Here is a 24,880-nt window from a genome sequence, read left to right as displayed (position 1 = left end):
CGGAACCGAATAGTTATGAGGCCGTTCCGGCCGGGCTACGAGGCACCTACCCCGCTGAGTCGGACGACTGGAGGACCGGCGTCGCCTACTGGGACTCGTTGCCCGTCGTTCCGTTCGGCGCTTCGGTCATCGTTCCGTTCGGTGCCTCCGTCGCCGTTCCGGTCGTGTCTCCGTCACCCGGGGGAACGATCGCCAGCAAAACACCGGTGTCGCCGTCCGGAACGGGGTTCTGGCTGGCGAGGACGGCGACGCCGCCGTCGGCCGTCTGTCCGAACATGCGGACGAAGTACGGGAACTCCCCGCTCACGACGACCTCCTCCATCTCCCAGAGGTCCTCGACCGGCACGGCTCCGGGGTCGGCGCCACTGTCTCCGTCGGCGGGTGTCGCCGTGGCCGTCCCGTTCATCCCGCCGTTAGCGGCGGTCTCGTTGCCGGCCGTGTCGTTACCGATCGTGTCGTTGCCAGCAGTCTCGTTACCGGTCGTGTCGTTCTCGGCGGTCTCGTTTCCGGCCATGTCGTCGCCGGTCCCAGTTTCGCCGCCCGTGTCGAACCCCTCAGGAGGCGTCGCGGCGAATATGCGGCCCTCTGGGGCGGGCCCCGACGTGCCTCGCGTCCACGTGCCGAAGACGTACTTCCCGGCCAATTCCGGGATCGTCGACGCCTCGTACCGGTGGCCCCCGATGATGGTGATTCCGACGCCCGTTCCCTCATAGGTGTGCGGGAACTCCACGACGGGGTCGATCAGGGGGTCCCCGTTGTAGGGCGGTTCCGCGGGCCCGGTCGACGGGCAGTCGGTGATCGCTGCCGGGTCGCTCGGGCTGTCGGTGCTGAAGCAGTGGGTACCCTCCTTGACGTTCCAACCGTAGTTGCCGCCGGCTTCGACGACGTTCGCTTCCTCGAAGAGGTTCTGACCGGCGTCGGCGACGAAGCAGTTCCCGGCGCTGTCGAAGGAGATCCCGTAGGGGTTCCGGAAGCCGTAGGCGTAGATCTCCTCGCGGGCCGACGTGTCGACGAAGGGGTTGTCCTCCGGGATGCCGTAGGGCTGGTCGCCCGACTCCGAGTCGACGTCGATCCGGAGCACGTCCCCGAGGAGGTTCTCGAAAACGTCCTGCCCGTTGCCGCCTGCGTTCGGGGAGTACCAGTCTTGGACGTGACCCGGTCCCTCGTCGTTGGCGCCGCCGCCGTCGCCCGTCGGAACGTAGAGGTAGCCGTCCGGGCCGAAGGCCATGGGGCCGCCGTTGTGGTTGAACTGGGGCTGTTGGAGTTCGAGGATCGTCCGCTCGGAGTCGGGGTCCCCCGCGGAGCGGTCCTCGGTGGCGGTGAACTCGGAGACGACGCCGACGTGGTCCCAGCCATCGGGGGTCTCCTCGTTCGCCGGCGCGCTGTAGTGGAGGTAGAAGCGTCCGTTGTCGGCGAACTCGGGGTGGAAGTCGATTCCGAGCAACCCTCGTTCGTCGTACGAGACGCTGTCGGCCGACTCCCCGCCGCCCACGTCGACCATGCGGTCCGAGACGTCGATGAACGGGGTCTCGGAGCGGCCCTCCTCGGTGATCGTCCACACTTCGCCGGTCTGGTCGGCGACGAACTGCCGGCCGCTGTCGTCGCCGGGCAGGGCGTGGTCCGTCGGCGCGGTCATCCCCTCGGCGACGACCTCGAGGCCGACCTCGGCACCGGGACTGAAGAAGCCGGCTCCGGCACCCTGCTCGGTGGTCGCGTCCTCGGTCGCCGTTCCGGTCCCCGTGCTGCTGCCGGTCACTTCGATATCGCCGACCATCGTCGTCGGGTGGACCTCACAGAGGTACGTCGCCATCTCCTCGGTGGCGGTGAACGTGACCGACTGGGTCGCCCCCTGCTCGGTGATGATCTCCGTCCGGAGTAGCTGCTCCTCGTTGGCGTCGAGGATCACGAAGTTGTGTGGCTGCCCGTCGACGTTCTCCCACTCGACGGTGTACTCCTGTCCCGCTTGGAGCGGGAGTGTCGGGTTTGCCCCGAGGATCGACTCGGGGGACTGCCCCTGCCACGCCTCTACCTCCCCGTCGAACACGAACGTCGTACTCTTCTGCTGGGCGGCAAAGCCCGCGAGCCCCAAACCGAGGCCGGCGACGCCGACGCCCTGGAGCAGACGTCGGCGCGAAGTGCTTGATTCGGCCCGTTCCGGGCCGTAGCTGTCCGACTCGTCGTCGCGTTTGCCGGGTTCTGGATGCTTCTCCATGACGTACGCGGGTTCGGCAGCGACGAGCTTCGTTATAAATAACCAATCCGAGACGTGTATCGAGTAAGGTCGGACACGCGTGTGAAACGTCACATTACGCGCTCCATCGAGAGGGAGCTCCTGCACGCGACGGCCGTCGACCACTTCGCACGACCGGAGGCGGGGTTTCGGGACCGCCGAGCGAAAAAGGCGACCCTACTGCTGGAGCGGCCACCGGGCGTCGATGATCCGCGTGCCGGCGTTCGTCGGCACGAGTCGCCGGCGCCATCGGCGCCGAAGCTGGGGGAGGTACCGGTGGCTACTACGGTGGACGAGGTACCGCATCCAGCAGAGCTACCTGAGGTGACTAAGGTAACTAAGATAACTCGGGTAGCTGTTTCGGCTTTGGTGACTGATGTGCCGGGGGTAACTGCGCGATGTGTGCGACTGTGGCGACGATCCAGGAGCTGACACCCGTGAATCCGGCCGCGTTCGACACCACATTCACCTTAGGTAACTAAGGTAGCGTGGGTAGATTCGGCAGCTCAAGCGCCTGCGGCAGCTACCGTAGGTAGATTCAAGTGGGTGCCCGACGGTTCGACGTACGAAAACAGCACCTACTGCAGGTGTACTAGGTACCCAAGTTACCTTAGGTACCGTAGCTGCAGTAGCTGCTTCAGAAATCCATGACTGAGACAGCACCTCGGGCGGTCAGCGTCGGCGTGTTGAAGGGGGGGTTCGGTAAGACGACCACCGCGATCAACACCGCACGCGAACTCGCCCACCGGAACGACAGCGCCCTCGTCGTCGACCTCGACGACAACGGCCACATGACTCGGCAGTTGGGCTTCGAAGCGGAGTTCACGAGCGAGACCAACCACACGAAGCGCGTCCTCGTCGAGGGGGAGGACCCGACCCAATACACCGTGAACGTCGTCGACGGCCTCGACCTGTTCCCGGCTCACACCGAACTGGAGTCCGTCGAGAACGAACTCCGGAACGCGACGATGGGGAGTGCGCGGCTCCGCAAGCACCTGGTCGACCCGCTGCTGGGGGAAACCTACGACTACATCGTCGTCGACTGCCCGGCGAACCGCGGGAAACTGAACGACAACGCGATGTACGCGACGGGGAACATCATCATCCCGCTCAAACCCGAGAGCGGCTACGACTCGGGGCTCTCGAACACGATCCAGCGGCTCGTCGAGGACGCCCGCGAGTACTTCGAACTGAACATCCTCGCGGTGACGCCGACAGCGCTGAACAGCAGGATCGATCAGGACACCCGCGACCGCGGGCTACTCGAACAGCTCAACTCCCTCGACATCGCCGACGACATCGTCCCGTCCTACGCCCGGATCACCGAGGAGGAGTGGGACGCCATCGACGCCGGCGAGTACGACGGCGGCCTGCCGGGGATCCGCTTCCGCGGGTCCATCGACGCCGCCCACGACGCCGGGCTGCCGGTTCGTGACTTTGACGGCGACTGTGACCAACTGGAGAACTACGCCGAGTTGGCTTCGATCGTCGAGCGTGGAGGGATCGACCGATGACGGGGTTCGACGACCTCAACGAAGCCGGCAAGGAGCAAGTCGCGGCCGCCGACACCGACGAGGAGGCAACCGACAGCGTCGCGGCGAACGGTAGCGCCATCGAGGGCACCGACGACGCGGGAAGCAACGCTGGCGACGAACAGGAGCCGGCGTTCCCGTTCGACGAGGCGGTGCAGGCCCAGATCTATCCGCGGAAGACGACCCACGACGAGTTCGAGGACTTCCTCGACATCGACGTGAAACGGCTCCTCCGGGATCGCGGCGTCAGGAACGAGGCGGGGCGAGAGCTCCACGAGGCGGTGTTGCGCGTGGCGATGGAGCACCCCGAGGAGATCGCCGACGAACTGGCCGCAGGGCGGGAGGAGTAAGCTCACTCGAACGTGGGCATGCTCATCCGACCCAGTTAGACGTTCGAACCAGAATCGACACCTACCTCCGTCCCCTACCTGCTCCGTGACCCATCGAACCGGAGTCGAGCCGGGCGGCGACCGGCTCTCGCCGTCAGAACGGCAGGTAGACCGGCACTTCGATGTGGGGAATGGCGATCCCGAACAGTTGGAGGGAGTGCGCGATCGGCATCCAACCCATCGCGAGGAAGGCGACGCCGAGGGCACGGTGGAGCAGGGTGCGGTGTCGCTGCCCGACGGCGCCGATAACGGTGCCATAGAGGAACAGCGTCGGGAACGTCCCCAGCCCGAGCAGCGTCAGCGAGACGGCGCCGACGGCCGGCGATCCCTGTGCGAAGGCATAGAGGAACGCCGGGTAGAGGATGGGGCAGGGCAACAGCCCGTGGACGAGCCCCAGCCCGAAGATGCCGGGGCCGTTGGCCCACTTCTCGACGCGCCCGGTGAGTCGGCCGTAGACCGCGCCGAACCAGCTCCCGCCCCCACCGAAGAGCCCGTGGCCACCGAACTGGCCGAGGGCGTACCGGGCGCCGACGACGAGGATCAGCACGCCGACGACCAGGCCGGAGACCGCTCGGACGGTGTCGCCGATGGCAGTTACCGTCGACGCCGCGCCGAAGACGACGGCTCCCAACGAGCCAAACAGCGCGCCGATGAGGGCGTAGCTCACGGTCCGGCCGGCGTTGAACAGCGCGTGCTGGCGCACCTCGTAGAGCGAGAGCACGCCGTCGCGGCCCCCGCTGTCCATCTGGTCGGCGTACATCGTCACCAGCGGCCCGCACATCCCCAGACAGTGGGCGCCGCCGAGGACGCCGACCACGAGGAAGACGGCGATCTCGACCTCGCCGGTCGGCAGCGGCCCGACGTGGGCCGGAAGCCCCGCCGGGATCATCGCCCACCCCACGGTCCCGCCCGTTGTCGGGCACACAGCGTTCGGTCACGGATCACGACCCAACACTACGAGGGCTGTGGGGTTTGCAGTTCTGGTGTGAGTGTCGAAGCGTCGTGTCCGAGCAAGGGATCGTTCCAGCCGACGACCGGGGTGGCCGGGCGATGACGGCAACAGCTGTCGAGGACGGCGAGTGTGCGCTTTGTGGCCTCTCGCTGGCGCGCGGTCGCGTCGAAGGCGAGGACGCGGTGTACTGCTGTACCGGCTGTCGGGACGTACAGAACGCCCTCGGCGACGCCGCGATCGAGGCCGACGACGTGCGCGAGGCGAAAGCCGACGAGACCGCCCTCGACGAGGAGCCACCCGAGGGTCACGAGCGCTCGTACTACCACGTGAGCGGGATGCACTGTACCACCTGCGAGGCGTTCCTCGAGTCCGTCGCCGGCGCCGAGGAGGGTATCAGCGGCGCACAAGCGAGCTACGTCACTGAGACGGTCCGGGTCGACCACGACCCTGAGAGAGTGTCCGAGGAGTCGGTCCGGGAGCGACTGACGACGGCGGGCTACGTGGCAAACGACCGGGAGGGGCAGAACCCCGGCGTCACCGCTGAGGACACGCTGCTCTGGCGGATCGCGGCCGGCGCGATGCTCGGGATGGCCGTGATGATCCCGTACCTCGTATACATCTACCCGGTCCACTTCGGACTCTACCCGCCGTGGCTGGCCGAGATGGCCGAAGCACAGCTACAGGGCGCGACGTACTTCTACGTCGTGCTGGCGCTGCTCACGTCGATCGTACTGTTCGGCGTCGGTGGCCCGATCCTGCGTGGTGCGATCGTGAGCCTGCGCGCGAGGTCGCCGAACATGGACTTACTGGTCTCGCTGGCGGCGCTGAGCGCGTTCGCCTACAGCACGCTGGCGGCCGCGCTCGGCCGGATCGACATCTACTACGACGTGACCGTGGCGATCATCGTCGTCGTCACCGCCGGCAACTACTACGAGTCCTCGATCAAGAACCGCGCGATGGGGCTGCTCTCGGAGCTGAGCGGCGAGCAGGTCTCCGACGCCGTGCTGTTGCACGACGACGGCTCGACGACGACCGTCGACGTGGCCGATCTGACGGGTGGCGAGCGGGTGCTCGTCCGGACCGGCGACCGGATCCCCGTCGACGGCGCCGTTATCGACGGCGAGGGGACCGTCGACGAGGCCGTCGTGACCGGCGAGTCCCTCCCCGTCTCGAAGGAGCCGGGCGATCGTGTCGTCGGCGGTGCAGTACTGGCCGACGGCTCGCTCACCGTCGAGGTCGGCGAGGGCGCCACCAGCAGCATCGATCGGGTGACGAGCCTGCTGTGGAACCTCCAGAGCGCCAACGGCGGCGTCCAGAAGCTGGCGGACAAGCTCGCGGTGATCTTCGTTCCGACGGTGATCGTACTGGCGACGATTGCGGGCGTGGGCTATCTCGCACTCGGTGCCGAACCCACCCGGGCGGTGCTGATCGCGCTCACCGTGTTGCTCGTCTCCTGTCCCTGCGCGCTGGGGCTGGCGACGCCGCTGGCGGTCGCCTCGGGGATCCGCGACGCGATCGAGCGAAGCATTGTCGTGTTCGACGAGACGGTGTTCGAGCGCTTCCGCGGCGTCGACACCGTCGTCTTCGACAAGACGGGGACGCTGACGACGGGGAACCTCGAAGTGAAGGAGTCCGACGCGCCGGACGCGGCGCTCGCGGCCGCGGCGGTCCTCGAAGGGCGTTCCTCACACCCGATCGCGGCGGCTATCGCCGACGCCGTCGAGAGCGACTGGGACGACGACCCCGTCTCTGAGTTCGAGAGCCACCGGCAGGGTGTCAGCGGTGTCGTCGACGGCCATGAGGTCGTCGTCGGGCACCCGGACCTGTTCGGCGAGCGGGGTTGGCCCGTCGGTGAGGAGCTCCGCGACCGGGCGTCGACGGTTCGCTCGAAGGGCGACCTCCCGATCCTCGTGGGCCGGGACGGCGAGGCGGTGGGGCTGCTCGTGCTCGGCGACGAACCCCGACCGGGGTGGGAGGAGACCGTCACCGGCCTCGCCGACCGCGGCGTCGACGTGGTGTTGCTCACCGGCGACGAGACCGAGGCGACGGCGACCTACCGCGAGCACCCCGCGATCGACCAGGTGTTCGCCGGCGTTCCCCCGGAGGGGAAAGCCGAGACCGTCAGACGGCTCGGTGCCGGTCGGACGCTGGCGATGGTCGGCGACGGCACCAACGATGGGCCGGCGCTGGCGAGCGCGGATCTCGGGATCGCGCTCGGAAGCGGCACCGCCATCGCCGTCGACGCCGCCGACGTGGCGATCATCGACGACGACCTCGGCTCGCTCGAGACCGTCTTCGACCTCTCGAAGGCGACCGGCAAACGGGTGAAACAGAACATCGGCTGGGCGTTCTGCTACAACGCGGTCGCCATCCCGCTGGCGCTCTCGGGGCTGCTGAATCCCCTGTTCGCCGCAGTGGCGATGGCCGCCAGCAGCCTGCTGGTCGTGACGAACTCCTCGCGGCCGCTGCTGGAGGAGTAGGTCCGAGCCGGCCCCGCGCGTCGCCGGGGGCGACGGCCCCGGACCGATCACGCCTTGCACACGGGCCGGCTCACTACCGTCGAATACCCATGGATATCCGACCGTACAGCGAGCGTGACGCCGACGCGGTCTTCGAAGTGCATCGCCGTGCCTTCGGCGGACGGACTGACGAGGCACGCATCGTGCAGCGACTGCACGACGCCGACGAGGCCGTGGTCTCGCTTGTCGCAGTGATCGACGGGCGAGTCGTGGGTCACGTTCTGTTCTCCCGAGTGACTGTAGCTGACTGCGACGTGGCTATCGAACTGGTGGGGTTGGCGCCGGTCGGAGTCCTTCCGGAGAACCAGAACGACGGGGTCGGTTCGTCGCTGATTCGGCAGGGGCTGGCGGCGTGCCGTGCGGCCGGCGTCGACGCGGTGGTCGTGCTGGGTGATCCCGAGTACTACTCCCGGTTCGGCTTCGAACGCGCGAGCGAGTACGGACTCGGGAACGAGTACGGCGCCGACGAAGCGTTCATGGTCGAACCGCTTCACGGCGGCGCACTGGACGGCGTCGACGGCGTCGTCACCTACCGACCGGAGTTCGAGCAGGCGGAGAGCTAGCGGACCCCTCGGGTACGCTGTTTCGTCCCCACTACTGCTCGAAGGGCGCCGCTGCGTCGTGCTCGGTCGAGCCAGTCCCGAACTGCAACCGTCTTAACCAACAACCGGCCTGAATGGCGCGGTGTTGTTGGTTAAGACTCCGGCCATCACCCCGGGTGTCGAGTGTAAAACCGCCGGATACAGGCTTTTTGAGGGTTCTCAGGGGTTCGCCTATCGGCGAGAGTGGGTAGCGTGTGCGTCGGATGCCGGCCATCGGCGCCGATCACTGTCGCTGTCTATCGGCGTCGGTCACCGTCGCCGGTACCGAATCACCCCGGGTGTCGAGTGTAACGTGACCGGGTGTCGGGACGTCGGCGCCGAGGGCGAAGCGATTACCGTGACGTTCGGGGCCGGTCCGAACGGTCTCGCCGTCGAGAGGCCCGAGCTACGTCGCCCCCACCCCTCGTGTCGAGTGTAAGTTCCCGGTATCAGCTTCGAGAGCGTTCGTAACGTCGTTTCGGTGCTCGCGTGTCGAACGGGTGCGGGCTCGGACAGGTCGACCACCCCGGGTGTCGAGTGAAAAACTGGCCAGCAGGCTACTCGCTCTCGGAGAAGCGCTGATCGGACTCGATGGCGGTCTGGACGACCCCGGGGTCCTCGAGGAGGTAGTAGAAGTTCGTCATCCCCTTCCCACGCCCGCGGCCCACACGGTCAGTGACGCCGAGGATGTCGAGGAACGCCTGTTCGTTGAGCCGGTCGGCCAACCGTCGCTGCGAGAGCGCGTCGATGTCCAGCCGCTCGGTCAGTTGCTCGTAGCGCTCGTAGATCTCACGGGTCGCGAACTCCTCGTCGTTCTTGGCGTCGGCGATGAGCGAGAGCGCGTAGACCGCCGCTTTCGACTGCGTCGGCTGATCCTGCAGCAGTTTCGAGAACCGGTCGACGTCGGCTTTCTCCCTGGCGTTCCTGACGTGTTCCTCCCGAACAAGGTCGTCGCCGTCGTCCTTGGCGAGTTCGCCGGCGTTCCGGAGGATGTCGAGCGCCTTCCGAGCGTCGCCGTGCTCCTGTGCGGCGAACGCCGCCGCCAGCGGGATCGCGTCGTCGGTGAGCACGCCCTCGTGGAAGGCGTCCTTCCGGTGGCGCATGATCTCTCGGAGTTGATTGGCGTCGTACGGTGGGAAGATGAACTCCCGCTCCTGCAGGCTGCTCAGGACGCGCTCGTCGAGGCTGTCCTTGAACGAGATCTTGTTGCTGATCGCGAGGATGCCGACCTTGCAGGTGTCGAGTTTGCCGGCCTCGCCTGCCCGGGAGAGCTGCATCAGGACGTTGTTCTCCTGAAGCTTGTCGACCTCGTCGAGGATGATGATCACGACGTCGTGGCGCGCGTCGAGGACCCGCCAGAGGCGGTCGTAGTAGGCGTTCGTCGAGAGTCCGGAGAGCGGCACGGAGATGTCGGTCTCGTCGGGGTCGTTGAACGCGCGAGCCAGCTTGATGACGACCTGCGTCTCGGTCGTCGCTTGTGTACAGTCAATGTAGGCCCGCTGTAGTCGTGTGCCCTGTTCCTGGGCGAACGCCTCGGCACTCCGGGTGACGTGTTTCGCGACGAGGCTCTTGCCGGTCCCCGTCTTGCCGTAGATCAGCGTGTTCCGGGGCTTGCCGCCGCGGATCGCCGGATGGATGCCGTTCGCGAGGTCGGAAATCTCGTCCTCGCGCCCGATGATCCGGTCCTCGTCGGGGATGTGCTCGATGTCGAGGAGTTCCTTATCGGCGAAGATGGGGTCCTTGCTCTCCCAGATGGAGTCGAGGGAGCTCTGTGCCTCCTCGCCCATCAGCCTTCCACCCGACTTTTCCGCTCCATGTTACACACGACAGCCGGTGTGGCACTATAAAGATGCGGGATGAGACACACCGGGCGTCGAGAGTATCCACCCGAATACGTCCGATATAGGCCGCTAGAGTGCTGAATACACAACTCACGCTTCTCGTCCCGGTCGACGGCCGGAGAACCCCAGATGTCGAGTGTAACGGTTGAGATATCCGTGTTAATGTCACCCTATACTGCCAGGTCCGACCCCGGGTGTCGAGTGTATCCGTTGACGTTTCTGGTACTCTCGCCCCGTGTTGCCCGAGACCACCCCAAGTGTCGAGTGTATTCAATTGGCCGACGACGTCGACGTGGCGTCCCGGCAGATCACGCTGTCGGTACCGACTATACCTCAGGGGTCGACTCGCTCACACGAACGGCGAGTGGGGGAACACACACACCCCGGGTGTCGAGTGTAAATGGCCAAAATAGTGGGGGTGGGGGGTCGCTTCGCCGCGTTTACCAAATTGGGACGGTAGACGGTACAGCGACGACAACGCCACGAACAGTAGTTAGTAGACTCCTACTTCGTGTCTGGGACTGCTACTACTACTACTATCTATATCTATGGTATATATTTTATTGTAGCAGCAAAACAGACATCTGAGAACGCAAGAAGAGAGTAACCCACACGTCCTGAATTGTACAGTCGCGCCGTCTTTTAAGTAGCATTTGTTCGGCTGCGGCCATCCGCCATGATCTGTTCGGGCCTCGACGACAGAACGTCCCGATGGATCGAGGAATCGACGAGGTCGTGCTGGATCTCGTGTACACCACCGTCCTACTCTGCGCTTTCGCCACTTCGGCCGATTCGTGACCGCGTCGTAGAAGGACTCCCACCACCGTATTTTGGCACTTACACTCGACACCCGGGGTGTGTGTGTTCCAGCGAGCCTCGATTTCGGCCAGGGAACTCACCCTCGACACCTTCGTCATCCAAGGTCACCGTTTAGTATCCTCACGACCAATCGTGTTATCTGAAAAACATGGTCTCTCTACCTTCACCGGCCGACTGCCCCGGCGTGATCGGTGCGGTGATCGGCCTCGTTGGCGTCGTACTCAGCGTGTTGATGATCGTCGTCTGGGAAACAGTACCGCTCGGCTGGTACGTACTGGTCGCGAGCGGGACGCTCTGGGGCTTCTCGATCCTCTTCTGTATGATCTTTGAGTGGGATCACATCCCCTACTTCGGCTCGTGAACTACCCCACCTTGGTTCTCTGGTGATACCGTTCGCTTCCGTCAGCGTCCACCCATTACGGCGACGCCACTCCGAGTGGGTCGGCCGTCGAAGTGGCAGTAACTAGCCGGAGGAACTGTCCCGCGTTCGTGAGGAGTTTGTTCTCCGCCTTGCGGAGGTGTTCTTCGTAGGTTGAGCGGGCAACGGTGGTCCCCTCGGCTAACTCCCGCAGCGTGGTCTTCCGTGGCTGTTCGTAGTAGCCTCGTTCGAGCGCGACCTGGAGCGCCGCCAACTGTCGGTCGGTGAGGTCCTCGAACAGCCGTCCGGCCGGTGCCAGCATGGTGTGTGGGATCTGTGTCTCCGAAATCGCCGTCTTCGAGAGCAGTTCGATGTCCCGGTCGGCCCGGAGGTCGGCAAGCAGGTCCCGCACGTCGTCCTCGTCGAACGCGATTACCGTGTAGTGTTCCCACCCCTGTCGGTAGATCGTCGGCGACTGGTACAGGCAGTTGTGGTCCTCGAACCGGTCGACGATCGACGCTTCGAGCGAACAGAGACAGGAGCGAGTGACGACGTGATAGCCCTCGTCGTTCGCCGATTCGTGTAGCACGGTCCCGATCTCGTCGATCTCGGCGAGCAGTTCGTCGGTCGGCGTCGCCGCCGTCGAGATTTCGAGCACCTGGCAGTCGCTCAACGGCCACTCGCGGATCGTCAGGTCCGGGTGCCGTTCCGAGATCCGTCGGTACGGACACTCGTGTCTGACCCGGATCGAGGCCTCGTACAGACCCATACCGACAGGTTCGGGAGTGCAGTGATTAACGGTACCGGTCATGACCGGCAGTACCCATATCCCCGTACCGTACCAATCGAAAGGTACTGATGGCGGCGTCCGTCGACGAACCGGCGTGGGAGGGAACCGACAGCGACAGCACCGGCCGCCTTCGGGGTGGTCGATGAGCAGCGACACCGAGCCGACACAGGGGATCCGCGAACACCTCGGACAGTTCTCGCTCCACGTCCTGTTGGTGTTCGCCACCGGGCTGACTATCGGCTCCGAACGGGCCGTGGTCCCCGTTCTCGGCCGCGACGTGCTCGGCGTCGAGTCGCTGTTCGTCATCGGCTCGTTCGTCGTCTCCTTCGGCTTCGTCAAGGGGTTCCTGAACCTCTATGCCGGCAAGTGGGGCGGCGCGTACGGTCGCCGACCCGTGTTGATCCTCGGCTGGCTGACCGCGCTCCCGCTACCGGTCATCCTCATCTACGCCCCCAACTGGGCTTGGGTCACCGTCGGGAACGTCCTGCTGGGGGTCAACCAGGCGCTGACGTGGAGCATGGCGATCAACGCAAAGATCGACATCGCGGGGCCGGACCAGCGTGGTCTCGCCGTGGGGATCGACGAGGCGTTCGGCTACACGGGCGTCGCTGTCGGCGCGTGGATCACGGGCGCCATCGCCGCCCGGACGGGGCTCCGGCCCGAGCCGTTCTACTTCCTCGCGATCGTCGTCGTTCTGGCGTTCCTGCTTTCGGTGTTCCTGGTCAAGGAGACGCTGCAACTCGCACGAGCGGAGATCGAGGACGAGGACCACCACGACGCGAACCTCCCGTTCGTCGCGGTCCTGAAGCGCGCGACTTACGGCGACCGGACGCTGTTCGCCGCGGCCCAGGCCGGCCACATCGAGAAGTTCGTCGATACGCTGTTCTGGCTCGCCGTCCCGCTCTACCTCACGAGTCGGGGGCTCGGCATCGCCGCGGTCGGGTTCGTCGTCGGCGTCCACAGCGCGATGTACTTCCTCCAGATCGGGACCGGCGGGCTGGCCGACCGCATCGGTCGCCGCCCACCAGTCGTCGCCGGCATGTTCCTCGCCGGCGCCGGCATTCTCGGGATGGTGCTCGTGGAGGGCTATCTCCCGTGGGTAACCCTCGCCGGGCTCTCCGGGATCGGCATGGCGCTGCTGTACCCGAACCTGATGACGGTGCCCGGTGACGCCGCCCACCCGACGTGGCGGGCGACCGGGATGGGCGTCTACCGGATGTGGCGCGACTCGGGCTACGGCGTCGGCGCCATCGTCATCGGGCTGGCGATGCAGTTCGCCAGCGTCGAGGCCGCGTTCTACCTGACTGCCGGCCTGATGTTCGTCTCGGGGGGAATCGTCACCCTCTGGATGGAGGAGACCCACCCGGAGTTCGGCACGCACGAACCGCCAGCCCCTGCCGAGGGCCACTCGGGATCGGCGCACGTCCATGACTGAGTCAGTACCGCGACGGACACAGCAGCCTTGACGAGCATCGACGCCGCCGACGCAGGCCGCTTTTTCGACCTTCCGCGAACGACCTCGGAACCCCAGAAATCGATGGGTAAGAAGTGTATAACCAAGCCAAACCCGATTGTGTTGCGTTGTTGATGGTACGACATCGAACGGGACGACGGGTCCGCGATCCGACGCGGCGATTGAGGCCGGCAGTCACCGGGGGACGATGAGTTCCAGCACGGTCGATCAGTTCCGCGAACTCGACGCGGAGGCGTTCGCTCGGGTCGTCGCACGTACGTGGGGGGAGTACGGCTGGGAGGTCGTCAGGCCCTCCGAGGCGGAGCTACCGCCCGGAACCGGTGACGTGACTCGACCCGTGGAGGCGGGCGTGGTACTGTTCGTCCGCGCGGCCAACCCACGGATCATCCTCGCCGTCCCGGGTGAGGCGGGGGAGATCACGGCCTCGACGCTGCTCGGGGTCTACGCGGAAGTCGCCGCCCCGGAGGACGTGATCGTCGTCTCGGCGGTCGGGTTCGACACTGGCGCACTCAGTATCGCCGACGCCTACGGGATCGACATCGTGGGCCCGGCACTCCTCTCCCCGCTGACGGAGTCGCCCCCGGACGTACCGTCGATCAGCGACTGATCGGCGCCGCCCTCTCTTCACCGACTGTCCGGTCAGCCGACTCCGTGCTGGCACTCACCCGCTGAGGCTCCCGTACAGCTTCGAGAGCGTCGACATGGTTCGCGTCCCGTTCTCCAGCCGGTAGTAGGGGACGAGGTCCGGCGCGAACTTCGCCTTGAACCGGGCGATACGCGGGTTGTTCGCCCCGGCGAGGTCGTAGGTCAGCACGTCCCGCTCCATCGCGTCGGTGATGTACGCCCAGTCGAGCAGGTCGTTCACCGGAAGGTCCGCCGACACCTTCGCCCCGCCAACCCAGCGCACGGCGTGGTCGCCGTACTCCATGTTGATGACGCCGCCAGTGAACGATCCGTCGATACGGCAGACGTACGGCCGGACGACACCCTCCGGGAGCGACCGGTAGAGATCGCGCACGACCGCGGCGTCCAGCGGGTACGACTCGTCCTGCTCCGCGTGGCGCTGCTCGACCTGCTCGACGATGCGGTCGATGTCGTCGATGCTCCCCTCGGTCAGTTCGTACTCCACGTCGTACTCGTCGGTGACGTTCCGCCGGGCGTCAGTACTGAACGCCGACAGGAGCGTCTCGGGATCCCGGTCGATGTCCACGACGTATGTGTACCGCGGCGTCGTCTCGTACTCCTGCCAGATGAACGGCCGGACGTCATCGTAGCCCGGCGCGGTCCGGATCGACGTGTAGTTCGGACTGTGTTCGCTCGCCAGCCAGTCGAGACACGCATCGACGAACCGGCGGTTCCGCTTGTCCCGCCGTCGCCGCTTGGGTGACTGGCGGTTGAGCACTTGCGGTCCGAGATACGGGAGTTTGAGGTTCGGCGGCGGCGAGACCGCCGCAGTCGCCGGGCCCTTCCGCATCGTGAACACCGGGAACAGCCCGACCGGTTCCTCGCCTTTCAGCCCGACGAGACGGTGACACGTCCCGGCGCTGTGTGCTTCGAACACCTCCAGTGCCCCCGTGTGGTGGAACGCGGCCGCCCCCGCCGTCTCCGACAACAGTTCGTTCCACCTTCCCGCGTCGTCGACCGTGGTTACCTCAATACTCATTGTCGTCGATGTATCCGAGCTGTGAGAGCCGCTCGGTCACGTCGTCGTCTTCGGTCCGTTCGAGCCGCGGGTCGAACGGCGCGTACGGCTCCGGCTCGACCCCGTCGATGGGGGCGAGCGTGCCCCCGTCCATGCGGTCACACGGTGGCAGCCCGAGCGAGGAGAGCACCGTCGGCGCCACGTCGAACAGGTGCGCGCCGTCGAGACCCGCAGTCTCGTCGACGCCGTCGCCCGTCATCGCGACGATGCCCGTCCGCTTGTGGTTCCACTCGTCTGGCGGGTCGCCGAACACCTCGCCACGGATCGCCGCCGACAGCAGGCGGTCGAACCCCGCCGGGATCGTGACGATGTCGACGGCTTCGTCGGCGTAGGGCCCATCGAAGAACTCCTCGGCGGGCGCCACGTCGTCGAAGATCGGCTCGCCGTCGGGTGCCCGCGCCTCGTTCAGCGCGGTGATCAGGTCGTCCCGAACTGCCGAGTACTCCGCGGGCGCGACGACTCCCGAGGGGTCCCGGCCGGCCTTGTTGATCCGGACGCCCAACTCGGTGCGCGAACGCATGTACGCCGCCGAGTCCGCGAAGTCGACGCGCTCGGAGCCGGCCCGGACCGTCCCCGTCGAGACGTGCCGGAGGACGAAGTCTTTCAGGCCGAGGCGGTCCAGCAGATCGCCCATCCGCTGGCTGCTGATTCCCAGCGTGGCCGCGAGTGCCACCAGCCGGCCGCCGACCGAGGAAGCGGACTCCTCTTTCTCCCTGACGATGCTGCTCCAGGAGGGCATCCCGCCCTCGCCGGTGGTCGTGCGGAGGTAGTCCATCTCGGCGAGGTACTCGTTGACCCGGAACTCGTCCTCGCTGTAGGGGCCGATGCCGTGGTCGCTGGCGACGATCACCCGGTCTGGGTCACACGCCTCGAGCGTCTCGGCGACCTGTTCGTCGACGGCCTCGAAGACGGTGTGAACGGCCGTCTCGTCCGCCGGCCGCTCGTGGAACACCGTGTCGGTCTGCTGGAACTGGAGGAAGCCGAACGTCGGGTCCTCGCGCTCGGCGAGCAGTCGGAACGCTTCCCCGCGCATCTCTACCAGCCGCCGGTACCACTCGATCGCTTCGTCGCCCTCGACGCCGGACGGGGCGTACACGCGGTACTCCCCGAGCTCCGCTTCGAGTTCGTCGAGCAGTCCCTCCGGGTGACAGGTGGGCGGCTCCGGACTGACGTAGCCGGGCACGAGCGCGCCGTCGAACTCACGGGGTGGGCCGGTCACGGGCACGTTCACGACCACGCTCGAGGTATCGTGGCGATCCAGTAGCTCCCAGATCGCGTGCTCGCGCACGTGGGTCCGGTTCACCAGCCCCCAGTCGTAGCCGTCGAACGCTAGGAAGTCGAACGCGCCGTGCTTCCCGGGGTTGACACCCGTGTACAGCGACGGCCACGCGCTCGGGGTCCACGGCGGCACCTGCGATTCGAGGTCGCCGACGACCCCGTCCTCGAACAGCGAGGCGAGCGCCGGCAGCCGATCGGCGTCGAACATCGGCTCGAGCACGTCCCGACAGACCCCGTCGAGGCCGATAAGCAGCGTCTCCATCTCGGTCGATACTCGGGGTGACACGGGAGCCGTGTTCCCCGCCCCCAGCAATTGTTATGGATATCGTGACCACTGCAGGTACCCCTCCCCGAGCCGTACGACCGACCTACCGAAACGGGCCCGTGCGCGACGATGACGCCGCGGCCGGGGCCCATCCGGCGTTCCCGCGATCGCGGCCCCGCCGTCGACGTCGACGGACCGACAGCCGATCGACGCCGTTCTCCGCCTCTTCAACCCGTATGGACCGTCCTACCGGCTGTAGAACGTGGTTACCGAATCGTTCGAAAGGCCCTACTGAACGTATAACCCGTCCTACTGGTCGGCGTGCGCGTCAGCTCTGCCGGTCGCCAGTCTTCCGACATCGGGTTTCGATCTCGTCTTGATCCGGTCTGGATTCGGTTCAGAACTGAATGGCATTCGTCGCCAAGTAGGCCCGTTTTACCGCCGACTGGGCCCCAGCCCGTCAAAATACCTTTTCGGGTAATCTCTCTCTACCCGTCCATGGCAGAACGCCATGGCGACGACGGTCAGGGAAAGGACGATCCTACCAACGACGCGACGGACGAGTCGGCGGGGCGACAGCTGGGCCGCCGGTCGATGCTGAAGGCGGTCGGCGCCACCGCGGCACTCGGCGGTCTGAGCGGGATCATGGGGAGCGCGACCGCCGCCGACGTGAACCTCTCGGGCGGGGACGTGACGATTCCCGCGGGCGAGTACTCGTGGGACGGCGACGGCCTCCGCAACGACAGCGGCGAGGCCATCGTCGGTGAGGGGAGTCCGGGCGACGTCGTGCTCAACCTCGAATCCGGGACCATGGACGGGTCGATCGAGGGTCGCCTCGAGAACGTTGTCGTCCGCGGGTCGAACCACGACCCGAAGTCCGGGATCAACCTTCACCCCGGTGCGACCGTCGACGGGCTCATCTGGCCCGAGGGGGGGCAGGAGAGCGAGGACCGGGCGATGTACACGCCGGACGGCGGTAACGACCGCCTAACGGTTCGGAACTCCGCGTGGGGGTGGATGGTGAACAACGGCGCCTACCTCGACAAGCCGCCGGTCACGATGGAGAACTGCGCGGCGGTGAACAACAACATCGCCAACATCCGCGTCGGCCACCGAGACGGCACCGACGAGGACGAACGGACGGTCATCCGCAACAGCCTGATCGCGGTCACCCAGCAGGTCGAGAACGACGACACGAACGTCCCACACGCCCGCGGGATCCGACTGCGTCACCCCGCGGACCTGCTGATCGAGAACTGTTGGTTCATCTACCTCGACGTGGACGGCACCGCCGACCTGATCGAGCTTCACGACGGCGCCGCGGGCGCGACCGTCGAGATCCGCGACTGTGCGTTCTACAACGACTCGGACCGCGACATCGTGCGGGACAAGTCCGGCGGCGAGATGGACGTGACCATCGAGAACTGTACCGTCGCCGGCTCGGGCAGCCGAACGATCGAGCCCGATTACGACGGCTCGGGGCTCACCGAGGACGACAGCGTCACCTTCCCGCTCCCGTCGGCGGTCACCGGCTACGCGTCGGCCGACGACATCGACGGCGTGGGCACGGACATTGGCCCGTGGGGCAGCGGCTCCGGCAGCACCACCGAGGACTCCTCCCTCGACCACACGCTCGCCCTCCACGCCAGCCCCGATAACGCCGAAACGGCCGAAGTGAACTTCACGGTCGACGGCTCGGCCGAACTCGCCGGCGAGGCGGAGGCCGACAGCGACACCGTCGTCGACAACGGCGACGGCACGGCGACGGTGACGAGCGTGCTCGCGCCCGACGAACTCGACTCCTTCCGCTTCAGCGGGAGCGTGGTCGACTACAGTGTCCCGGCGGCGGCGACAATCGACCTCTCGGTCGACGGGACGACGACGACGTTCGCGGACCTGACCGGCAAGACCGACAGCTCCACCGGGGACGACAGCACGGGCGCCGACACTGTCGAAGTGGTCGCACGCCAGTCCGGCCCGCTCAACTACGAGTTCGTGGTCGACGGGAGCGCGGAACTCCACGAGACCTCCGACATGATCACGTCGGGCAACGGTGACACGGTCGTCCAGAACGCCGACGGTACGGTGACGGTCACCGGCTTCACCGGCAACGACGGCTACGGCGACGCCTACCTCGTCGACGGTACGATCCAGTCGTTCGACTGGGACGACCAGGACTACGCCTTCGACGTGCTGGTCAACGGTGAGGTCGTCGACCCGACCGCTTTCGGCTCCAGTACTGATGGGGACTCCACGGATGGGTCGACGGACGACTCCACGGATGGATCGACCGACGACTCCACGGACGGTTCGACGGACAGCTCCACGGACGGGTCGACCGACGGATCGACGGACAGCACCACGGACGGCGACAGCGAGACCGCCGACACGCTGCCCAACCAGATCGTCATCGACGGCGACACCGACGGCCTGACCACCTACACGTTCACGGTTTCGGGCTCGGTCGCCCGTGACACGGAGGCCAGCCAGCCCACCGAGGACGGCACCATGTGGAGCCGCGTTGAGGACTTCGCGGAGGACGGGAAGGTCATCGGCCTGGTCGGCAGCGGCGTCGACGCCTACCGGTTTGACGGTCACGTGACTGGCATCACCGTGGACGGCGACGCCGTCGTCGACATCGAGAGGAACGCCTGATGCAACACGACCCCTCGACGGACTGGTGGGACGTCTCGGAGGACCCGGACCCCACCGACGACCTCGGCTACGAAGTCGTCGAACTCGACGTGATCAGCACCAACACGAACGGCGAGAACCGGGCACTGGTGCTCCCCACCGACGAGGACCTGCTGGCGGAGGACGCGTTCATGATCGTCGACGAGGCTTCGGTTCGGGACCTCGGTACGGTCCGGTAAACTACCCCACCCTACTCCCTCGGCGCATACGCGCCTCGGTCCTTGAGGGTGTCGTCAGAACGCGTCGTGTTCTGACTGCTAACCAGAAATCACCGATTTCTGGTGATGGGGCTTTGATGTGGACTCCCAGCAATCAGTCACCAGCAATAGGCCGGTGACTCTCGCCGTTCAACGTCCCACCATTCACACGCAGGTCTACTTCTACGTCTCCGCTCCCCGACGTGGGCGAGGAACGGAGTCTGTGTGTCCGCTTTCGAGCGTACCGTAGCCCGATGTTCTTCGCGCCGTTGTAGTCCGCGTTCACCTCGTAGCCACACTTCTGGCACTCAAAGTGTTCCCCGTGGCGGTTGTCCTCGTGCGTGAACCCACAATCCGTCCGAGAACAGCGTTGAGACGTGTGGTTCGGCTCGACTTGCTCCACAGAGACGCCCTGCTCGGGTGCTTTGTAGGAGACGTACTCGAACAGGCGTCGGAACGCCCAAACGTGATGCCACTTCGCGTGCGGAAGACGCTCTCGAATGCCGCTCAAGTCCTCGAACACGATTACGTCACAGTCGTGTTCGACGGCTTCCGCGACAAGCTCGTTAGCGACCGTGTGGATGTACTGTTTGCGCCACGCATCTTCGCGCTTTCCGAGTCGAAGCAGGGCGTTGTGCGCGGCTTGTGTGCCGCGCTGTTGCATCTCTCCACGTCGTTTCTCGAACTCGCGGCACCAGTGGTTGTAGTCGTCTCCCTGCCAAAACGTGCCGGTTGAGGAGACCGCGAGACTGTTGACGCCGAGGTCGATACCGAGGACCGTTTGGTCGGGGTGCTCGGTATCTGCCGGAACCTCTTCGTCGCCGTCTATCCGCCGCGTCGAAAGTTGGATGTAGAACTCGTCAGTGGCCGCGTCGTACCGAAGCGTACTCTCGCGGAACTCGTAGTCCTCTGGGAGTACGTACCGCTCGTAGGGCGTCGGACTGTCTGCTGGGAGAACGAACGACGGTTCGACGCGGCCCTCAACAGTTGCCAGCGACACCTTGTTTCGGTAGAAGGTCGCGCTCCGCGCGTCGTAGTCCATCGTCTTGGCGGTGAATGTCGGGCAAGAGACACGCTGTCCCTTCTTCCACCGTTCAATAACGCCTTTGACGGCTTCGACAGCGCGTTTGATGGCGGCTTGGACGAGTTGTGCCTGTAGGTCCGTCTCCTCTCGAAGTTTGGAGTAGAGCGCGTCACGAACCTCTCGCTTGTTGGTCTTGCACTCGGTGTAGGAGATGTCGGACCAACAGTAGTCGCCAGTTCGGTTTGCACAGTACAGGTATTGCTCGGCGGTTCGATGGAGTGCGTCGCGTTGCTCGTCGGAAAGGTCGAGTTTCACGACGGCAGTTCGACGCACGTCCATGACTTCAGAGAAGGGTAGACGGTACTTGAACATATGGGAGTTTGCCGGTCGCAGTCTGCCGGTTGTGTCGTACCATGTCGGTTTCCTCTCCGGCCTACTCGCTCCCTTCGCTACGCTTCGGTCGCTCCTTGAGGCCGGAGGCTCCACCTTGAAAAACGCTGACTGCTCCCGCTGACCGCATGGTTCTCGCGGCGCCGCGGTGCCCGCTAGCGCTCCCGGCAGCCGACCGTCCCGTACTCTGTGGCGGCGTCCTCCGCCAAGTGGTCGAGCAGCGGAACGATCTCGTCGAACCGAGGGCCGACTTCTACGCGGTCCTGCTCCCTGTCGACGCCGACGAACCCGCCCGACTCGAGCTTCGGGAGGTGGAGGTGGTACAGCTCCACCACCTGGTTCTCGCCACGCTCGGGGTAGATCGAGCCGATACTGACACCCGAACTGCCGTTCCAGCGTGCGGCCAACAGGGTATACAGCACCCGCCGACGCGCGGCGTGGCTGACAGCGTCGAGACGGATATCTGTCTCAGTCCTTGGCTCCGACTCCATCGTGCTCTATCTCGTATCAATTGCGGCTAATAGTTATAAATTTGATTGATGCGCCAACTGCTGTTCCCGGCGGTGACGGCTCCCGCGGCCGTCGCTTGGGGTCTCGTTCAGGTCGTCGAAAGGGGGGACGGGGAGGTGAGGAAAGCACCTCCCCGCTCGGGGTCAGGATCGGGATGGGGGGGGGGAATGGAACAGGCCAACGTCGTGGTTGACTCGGCCGGTCCCGGTTACCCCTTGGACGGATTGCAGTATTGTAAAGTGGCGATTACCGCACGGTTTGCGGCCCCTACGCGCTCCCTGCCGGCCGAGCGCCCGGCGGGCTCCCGGCCAACGACCGCGACGCGGTCAGAAGTAGTACACGTCGAGGTCGCTCTGACACTCGTTGCAGGTGTACTCCCCGCCTTGGAGCCGGCTATCCACTCCTGGTGCGTTCTGGATGGCGCGCTCCGCCGCAGAGACCAGCAGGCGCGCACCACAGTGGGGGCAGTCGAGTCGCATACCACCGAAGAAGGACGGCGATTAAGTTTGTAAATGAGTACCATACTGTCCCCGAGCGGTGCTGCCGGCGAGCCCACCCTGCCTCACAGGATCGCGGTGATCAGCGCCAACACGAGGAACGCGATGATCAGCCAGCGGGCGGCCGCCATGCTCACCCCGGCGACGCCGCGGGCGCCGACTATCGCGGCGACGACGGCGAGGACGAAAAAGAGGATCGCCAACTCGAGGAACTGTCCCGAGAAGAACTGTAACACCGTCGCGTTCGCTACGCCCATCAGTGACATACGTCGTCTACGTGAGCCGGCGTCTTCGTTAGCCACATCGTGGCTCCTCGGCGCCACGGCCCCACCGCCGGCGACGCTTGCGCCGCGCGTTCCCCGCCGAGTAACAGTTCCTTTACCCAACAGAACGCCGACCGGCGGCCGGGCCAGTACCACCGTGAGGAACCCGAATCGACGCCGCATAACGAAGGTAGCGGCAGTCACAGTGTCCCACAGATGAACCGCCGTCAGCTTCTCGGCTGGCTCGGCAGTCTCGGCAGCGTGAGTCTCGTCGGGTGTGCAGGTACCGGCCCGAGTGACTCGCCTCAACGTCCCGAGACTGACCCGCCGGCGACGATGGGCGACCCGACAACGAGTACGCCGGAGCCGTGGGACTACCGCGAACGCGTCCAGTCGAGCCACCCCGAGACCGTCGCCGACCGATGGGGGCTCGACTCGGTCACGAACCTCGCGGATCTGGGGGCCGACACCGACGGGAACCAACCCATCGACGACCTGCTCAAACAGCACGCCGACGATGGGACGCTGCTGTACTTTCCGCCCGGTGAGTACCGGATCGAGGACACCGTCGCGCTCAATGGGGCGACCGACACGGATGCCGGCCCCGGCCGACTCGGGCTCTTGGGCGACGACGCCACCATCGTCCCGGCGGAGGGGTTCGACACGGTACTGCTCACCGTCGGTTATCCCGACCCGCTGTCGAGCCTCCTCGTCCGCGGGTTCACCTTCGACTTCACCGCCGAGAACACCGGCGCCCGTCCCATCTCCGCGACGGCCAACGACCTCGTCGTTCTCCGGGACCTTTCGGTCGACGGCGTCGTCGACGTGCCACAGGACGTGTTCAGACTCGACGTGACGTCGCCCGACGGCAAGGGGTTCGTCCACCGGCTCAGCCTTCCCGACGGCTCCACCGAACCGGGCGTGACCGGCTGTGAGGTCGGCGACGACAACCACGGCGACGTGACGTTCCTCGACTGCCGAATCGACGGGTTCCCGGACAACGGGCTCTACGCTGATCCGCCGGAGGGCTCGATCAAGGTTCACGGGGGATCGTTCCGCAACAACGGCGTCGCGAGCGTCCGCATCACCACGAGCGAGCCGAGCGAGGTCAGGGGCGTCCACGTCCGCTGTGACGACGCCGACGCTGTCGGGAAGAACATGCGCGGGATCCGGCTCCGCGGCGGCCACGACCACGTCGTCGAGGACTGCCTCGTCGAGATGCTCAAAGTCCCGAGCAGCGACGGCGCCATCACGATCGCCTCCGAGTTGGAGTCCGCGACGATCAGGAACTGCCGCATCCGGGTCGACGCCGACGGCGTGAACGCACTCCGGGTGAAACAACCCAACTCCGGTGCCGGCGAGTCGGTCCGCCACGGCCCGTTCGGATTCGAGAACGTCCGGATCACTGGCGACGCCGCGGGCGGCGCCGCGGTCCAGGCTTCGGGGCGGGAGAACTGCTCGTTCCGCGGCCTCTGCATTCACCAGCCCGGCGACGACCGCGACGGCATCGTCACGACCGGCGTCGGTGGCGAAGTGGTAGACACCTGCGTCTCGGTCACCAACGAACCACTCTCCTTCTCGAACTCGACGATAGAGCGCCGTAACGTCCGGCTGAGTTCGACCCCCGACGAGAAGAACTGCGACGACGAGGGCGCCTACCAGCCCCTCGGGCCGCTCAGGCCGTGAGCCGTCGCGTCCCCGACTACTACGACCGCGCGGACGTGGTGACGACCTACGCGGCGGCCCGAGAGGAGGGTCTTCGTCGGCGCGAGCGCTACGCGGTCGATCGGTACTTCGATCCCCACGGCCGCACGCTCGACCTCGGCTGCGGGACCGGTCGCACCTCGGCGGTGCTCGCCGAGGAGGGGTTCGAGACGGTCGGGCTCGACAGCAGCCGGCCGATGCTCGCGGTCGCCGCGGCCGCCGACCCCGAGGTCCGCTACCTCGCGGCCGACGCCGCGACGCTCCCGTTCACCGACGGGAGCTTCAGCAACGTCCTGTTCTCGTACAACGGGCTCGACTGGCTCCGCCCCGAGTCGGCGCGGGCCGCCGCCATCCGGGAAACCTTTCGCGTGCTCGAACCCGGCGGCCGCTTCGCGTTCAGCAGCCAGAACGTCCTCAGGTGGCTGCTCCCGCTCCCGCCGACGCGCTACTGGATCGGGAAGCTGGCGCGCTTCTGGCGGCGCAACGCGGGGACACTGCTCGCCGGTTCCCCGTACCTGACGACCGAGGACGGCGCGACGGCGCACTTCACCGACCCGCTCTCGCTCGTCCGAATCGTCCGCGCGGTCGGCTTCGAGGTTGTCGAACTGGTCGGCAACCGCACCCCGGGCTCGGCGGTAGTGGGCAATAGCACGTTCGTCGTCGCCAGCAAGCCGCCGCGCTGAGGCACCGTCACCCGTACAGCGGCCGCTTAACGCCGTGAAAGCCCCTCTATAACTTTGGCCCGGTCGCCGGGACCCTCTCGTACCCGCCATCGGCGGTATCGACTATGTCACCCACAGCATTCCGACCTGACCGACGGACCAGCACCGTGTTCCCCGCGCGAGCTGGATGCCAGTCCACGGCCGACATC

The 24,880-nt window shown here is 66.1% G+C and carries 21 protein-coding genes; 11 read left to right on the top strand and 10 right to left on the bottom strand.

Going from position 1 to position 24,880, the window contains the following annotated elements; all coding sequences use genetic code 11:
- Positions 1 to 85: 85 nt before the first annotated feature.
- Positions 86 to 2,212 (bottom strand): PQQ-dependent sugar dehydrogenase, encoded by a 2,127-nt coding sequence (locus tag NO998_RS15135; protein WP_267648127.1) that lies wholly within the window; start codon positions 2,210 to 2,212, stop codon positions 86 to 88.
- A gap of 665 nt (positions 2,213 to 2,877) precedes the next feature.
- Here NO998_RS15135 and NO998_RS15130 point away from each other — a divergent pair.
- Complete coding sequence (locus NO998_RS15130) at positions 2,878 to 3,744, top strand: ParA family protein (protein WP_267648126.1); 867 nt, start codon at positions 2,878 to 2,880, stop codon at positions 3,742 to 3,744.
- A complete protein-coding gene (locus NO998_RS15125) occupies positions 3,741 to 4,112 on the top strand; it encodes a DUF7970 domain-containing protein (protein ID WP_267648125.1) in 372 nt (123 codons plus the stop codon). The genes NO998_RS15130 and NO998_RS15125 overlap by 4 nt, the downstream gene beginning before the upstream one ends.
- Before the next feature lie 133 nt (positions 4,113 to 4,245).
- Here the strand turns inward: NO998_RS15125 and NO998_RS15120 are convergent, their stop codons facing one another.
- Positions 4,246 to 5,040 carry a sulfite exporter TauE/SafE family protein gene (locus NO998_RS15120; RefSeq protein ID WP_303648390.1) on the bottom strand — a complete coding sequence of 265 codons (795 nt, stop codon included), beginning with the start codon at positions 5,038 to 5,040 and terminating at the stop codon, positions 4,246 to 4,248.
- Positions 5,041 to 5,201: 161 nt separating this feature from the next.
- On the opposite strand from NO998_RS15120, the gene NO998_RS15115 reads away from it, so the two are divergent.
- Together NO998_RS15115 and NO998_RS15110 are read left to right on the top strand one after the other, a co-directional pair.
- Complete coding sequence (locus tag NO998_RS15115) at positions 5,202 to 7,583, top strand: heavy metal translocating P-type ATPase (protein WP_267648123.1); 2,382 nt, start codon at positions 5,202 to 5,204, stop codon at positions 7,581 to 7,583.
- Between the two features lie 89 nt (positions 7,584 to 7,672).
- Entirely contained in the window at positions 7,673 to 8,185 is a 513-nt protein-coding gene (locus NO998_RS15110; protein ID WP_267648122.1) for a GNAT family N-acetyltransferase, read from the top strand.
- Positions 8,186 to 8,760: 575 nt separating this feature from the next.
- Here NO998_RS15110 and NO998_RS15105 read toward each other — a convergent pair.
- The gene (locus tag NO998_RS15105) at positions 8,761 to 9,990 is read right to left on the bottom strand and encodes an orc1/cdc6 family replication initiation protein (protein ID WP_267648121.1); all 1,230 of its coding nucleotides are present in this window, start codon (positions 9,988 to 9,990) and stop codon (positions 8,761 to 8,763) included.
- 1,021 nt (positions 9,991 to 11,011) lie between these two features.
- On the opposite strand from NO998_RS15105, the gene NO998_RS15100 reads away from it, so the two are divergent.
- On the top strand, positions 11,012 to 11,224 hold the full coding sequence (locus NO998_RS15100; protein WP_267648120.1) for a hypothetical protein: 213 nt from the start codon (positions 11,012 to 11,014) through the stop codon (positions 11,222 to 11,224).
- Positions 11,225 to 11,279: 55 nt separating this feature from the next.
- On the opposite strand, the gene NO998_RS15095 is transcribed toward NO998_RS15100, so the two are convergent.
- Positions 11,280 to 11,990 carry a helix-turn-helix domain-containing protein gene (locus NO998_RS15095; RefSeq protein WP_267648119.1) on the bottom strand — a complete coding sequence of 237 codons (711 nt, stop codon included), beginning with the start codon at positions 11,988 to 11,990 and terminating at the stop codon, positions 11,280 to 11,282.
- 163 nt (positions 11,991 to 12,153) lie between these two features.
- Here NO998_RS15095 and NO998_RS15090 point away from each other — a divergent pair, with 163 nt between their 5' ends.
- A complete protein-coding gene (locus NO998_RS15090) occupies positions 12,154 to 13,446 on the top strand; it encodes an MFS transporter (RefSeq protein WP_267648118.1) in 1,293 nt (430 codons plus the stop codon).
- A 226-nt stretch (positions 13,447 to 13,672) separates the two neighbouring features.
- On the top strand, positions 13,673 to 14,092 hold the full coding sequence (locus tag NO998_RS15085) for a hypothetical protein (protein ID WP_267648117.1): 420 nt from the start codon (positions 13,673 to 13,675) through the stop codon (positions 14,090 to 14,092).
- 54 nt (positions 14,093 to 14,146) lie between these two features.
- Here the strand turns inward: NO998_RS15085 and NO998_RS15080 are convergent, their stop codons facing one another.
- Entirely contained in the window at positions 14,147 to 15,148 is a 1,002-nt protein-coding gene (locus NO998_RS15080) for a GNAT family N-acetyltransferase (RefSeq protein ID WP_267648116.1), read from the bottom strand.
- Complete coding sequence (locus NO998_RS15075; protein ID WP_267648115.1) at positions 15,138 to 16,727, bottom strand: alkaline phosphatase family protein; 1,590 nt, start codon at positions 16,725 to 16,727, stop codon at positions 15,138 to 15,140. The genes NO998_RS15080 and NO998_RS15075 overlap by 11 nt, the downstream gene beginning before the upstream one ends.
- Positions 16,728 to 17,228: 501 nt before the next feature.
- Here NO998_RS15075 and NO998_RS15070 point away from each other — a divergent pair.
- Complete coding sequence (locus tag NO998_RS15070; protein WP_267648114.1) at positions 17,229 to 19,385, top strand: hypothetical protein; 2,157 nt, start codon at positions 17,229 to 17,231, stop codon at positions 19,383 to 19,385.
- On the top strand, positions 19,385 to 19,603 hold the full coding sequence (locus NO998_RS15065; protein WP_267648113.1) for a hypothetical protein: 219 nt from the start codon (positions 19,385 to 19,387) through the stop codon (positions 19,601 to 19,603). The genes NO998_RS15070 and NO998_RS15065 overlap by 1 nt, the downstream gene beginning before the upstream one ends.
- A gap of 133 nt (positions 19,604 to 19,736) precedes the next feature.
- Here the strand turns inward: NO998_RS15065 and NO998_RS15060 are convergent, their stop codons facing one another.
- From NO998_RS15060 to NO998_RS15045, 4 genes are all read right to left on the bottom strand, one after another.
- A complete protein-coding gene (locus NO998_RS15060) occupies positions 19,737 to 20,984 on the bottom strand; it encodes an RNA-guided endonuclease InsQ/TnpB family protein (protein WP_267648112.1) in 1,248 nt (415 codons plus the stop codon).
- A 206-nt stretch (positions 20,985 to 21,190) separates the two neighbouring features.
- Positions 21,191 to 21,526, bottom strand: a complete 336-nt coding sequence (locus tag NO998_RS15055) for a hypothetical protein (RefSeq protein WP_267648111.1) — start codon at positions 21,524 to 21,526, stop codon at positions 21,191 to 21,193.
- A gap of 345 nt (positions 21,527 to 21,871) precedes the next feature.
- The gene (locus tag NO998_RS15050; RefSeq protein ID WP_267648110.1) at positions 21,872 to 22,024 is read right to left on the bottom strand and encodes a hypothetical protein; all 153 of its coding nucleotides are present in this window, start codon (positions 22,022 to 22,024) and stop codon (positions 21,872 to 21,874) included.
- A gap of 83 nt (positions 22,025 to 22,107) precedes the next feature.
- A complete protein-coding gene (locus NO998_RS15045; protein WP_321169532.1) occupies positions 22,108 to 22,299 on the bottom strand; it encodes a DUF1328 domain-containing protein in 192 nt (63 codons plus the stop codon).
- Between the two features lie 342 nt (positions 22,300 to 22,641).
- On the opposite strand from NO998_RS15045, the gene NO998_RS15040 reads away from it, so the two are divergent.
- Together NO998_RS15040 and NO998_RS15035 are read left to right on the top strand one after the other, a co-directional pair.
- Positions 22,642 to 23,991, top strand: coding sequence for a right-handed parallel beta-helix repeat-containing protein (locus NO998_RS15040; protein ID WP_267648108.1), 1,350 nt, complete (start codon positions 22,642 to 22,644; stop codon positions 23,989 to 23,991).
- Positions 23,988 to 24,692, top strand: coding sequence for a class I SAM-dependent methyltransferase (locus tag NO998_RS15035; protein ID WP_267648107.1), 705 nt, complete (start codon positions 23,988 to 23,990; stop codon positions 24,690 to 24,692). Before NO998_RS15040 ends, NO998_RS15035 begins: the two co-directional genes overlap by 4 nt.
- Positions 24,693 to 24,880: the final 188 nt, after the last annotated feature.

The organism is Halolamina litorea (assembly GCF_026616205.1).
GTDB classification, from domain to species: domain Archaea; phylum Halobacteriota; class Halobacteria; order Halobacteriales; family Haloferacaceae; genus Halolamina; species Halolamina litorea.
This window is presented reverse-complemented; position numbering and strand designations above follow the sequence as displayed.

Excerpts from the sequence above, each read along its gene's own strand:
- NO998_RS15125 (WP_267648125.1), top strand. The coding sequence starts at position 3,741 with ATGACGGGGTTCGACGACCTCAACGAAGCCGGCAAGGAGCAAGTCGCG.
- NO998_RS15075 (WP_267648115.1), bottom strand. The coding sequence starts at position 16,727 with ATGGAGACGCTGCTTATCGGCCTCGACGGGGTCTGTCGGGACGTGCTC.
- NO998_RS15060 (WP_267648112.1), bottom strand. The coding sequence starts at position 20,984 with ATGGACGTGCGTCGAACTGCCGTCGTGAAACTCGACCTTTCCGACGAG.
- NO998_RS15085 (WP_267648117.1), top strand. The coding sequence starts at position 13,673 with ATGAGTTCCAGCACGGTCGATCAGTTCCGCGAACTCGACGCGGAGGCG.
- NO998_RS15130 (WP_267648126.1), top strand. The coding sequence starts at position 2,878 with ATGACTGAGACAGCACCTCGGGCGGTCAGCGTCGGCGTGTTGAAGGGG.
- NO998_RS15110 (WP_267648122.1), top strand. The coding sequence starts at position 7,673 with ATGGATATCCGACCGTACAGCGAGCGTGACGCCGACGCGGTCTTCGAA.
- NO998_RS15065 (WP_267648113.1), top strand. The coding sequence starts at position 19,385 with ATGCAACACGACCCCTCGACGGACTGGTGGGACGTCTCGGAGGACCCG.
- NO998_RS15090 (WP_267648118.1), top strand. The coding sequence starts at position 12,154 with ATGAGCAGCGACACCGAGCCGACACAGGGGATCCGCGAACACCTCGGA.
- NO998_RS15105 (WP_267648121.1), bottom strand. The coding sequence starts at position 9,990 with ATGGGCGAGGAGGCACAGAGCTCCCTCGACTCCATCTGGGAGAGCAAG.
- NO998_RS15070 (WP_267648114.1), top strand. The coding sequence starts at position 17,229 with ATGGCAGAACGCCATGGCGACGACGGTCAGGGAAAGGACGATCCTACC.
- NO998_RS15040 (WP_267648108.1), top strand. The coding sequence starts at position 22,642 with ATGGGCGACCCGACAACGAGTACGCCGGAGCCGTGGGACTACCGCGAA.
- NO998_RS15135 (WP_267648127.1), bottom strand. The coding sequence starts at position 2,212 with ATGGAGAAGCATCCAGAACCCGGCAAACGCGACGACGAGTCGGACAGC.
- NO998_RS15095 (WP_267648119.1), bottom strand. The coding sequence starts at position 11,990 with ATGGGTCTGTACGAGGCCTCGATCCGGGTCAGACACGAGTGTCCGTAC.
- NO998_RS15045 (WP_321169532.1), bottom strand. The coding sequence starts at position 22,299 with ATGGGCGTAGCGAACGCGACGGTGTTACAGTTCTTCTCGGGACAGTTC.
- NO998_RS15115 (WP_267648123.1), top strand. The coding sequence starts at position 5,202 with ATGACGGCAACAGCTGTCGAGGACGGCGAGTGTGCGCTTTGTGGCCTC.
- NO998_RS15055 (WP_267648111.1), bottom strand. The coding sequence starts at position 21,526 with ATGGAGTCGGAGCCAAGGACTGAGACAGATATCCGTCTCGACGCTGTC.
- NO998_RS15080 (WP_267648116.1), bottom strand. The coding sequence starts at position 15,148 with ATGAGTATTGAGGTAACCACGGTCGACGACGCGGGAAGGTGGAACGAA.
- NO998_RS15100 (WP_267648120.1), top strand. The coding sequence starts at position 11,012 with ATGGTCTCTCTACCTTCACCGGCCGACTGCCCCGGCGTGATCGGTGCG.
- NO998_RS15120 (WP_303648390.1), bottom strand. The coding sequence starts at position 5,040 with ATGATCCCGGCGGGGCTTCCGGCCCACGTCGGGCCGCTGCCGACCGGC.
- NO998_RS15050 (WP_267648110.1), bottom strand. The coding sequence starts at position 22,024 with ATGCGACTCGACTGCCCCCACTGTGGTGCGCGCCTGCTGGTCTCTGCG.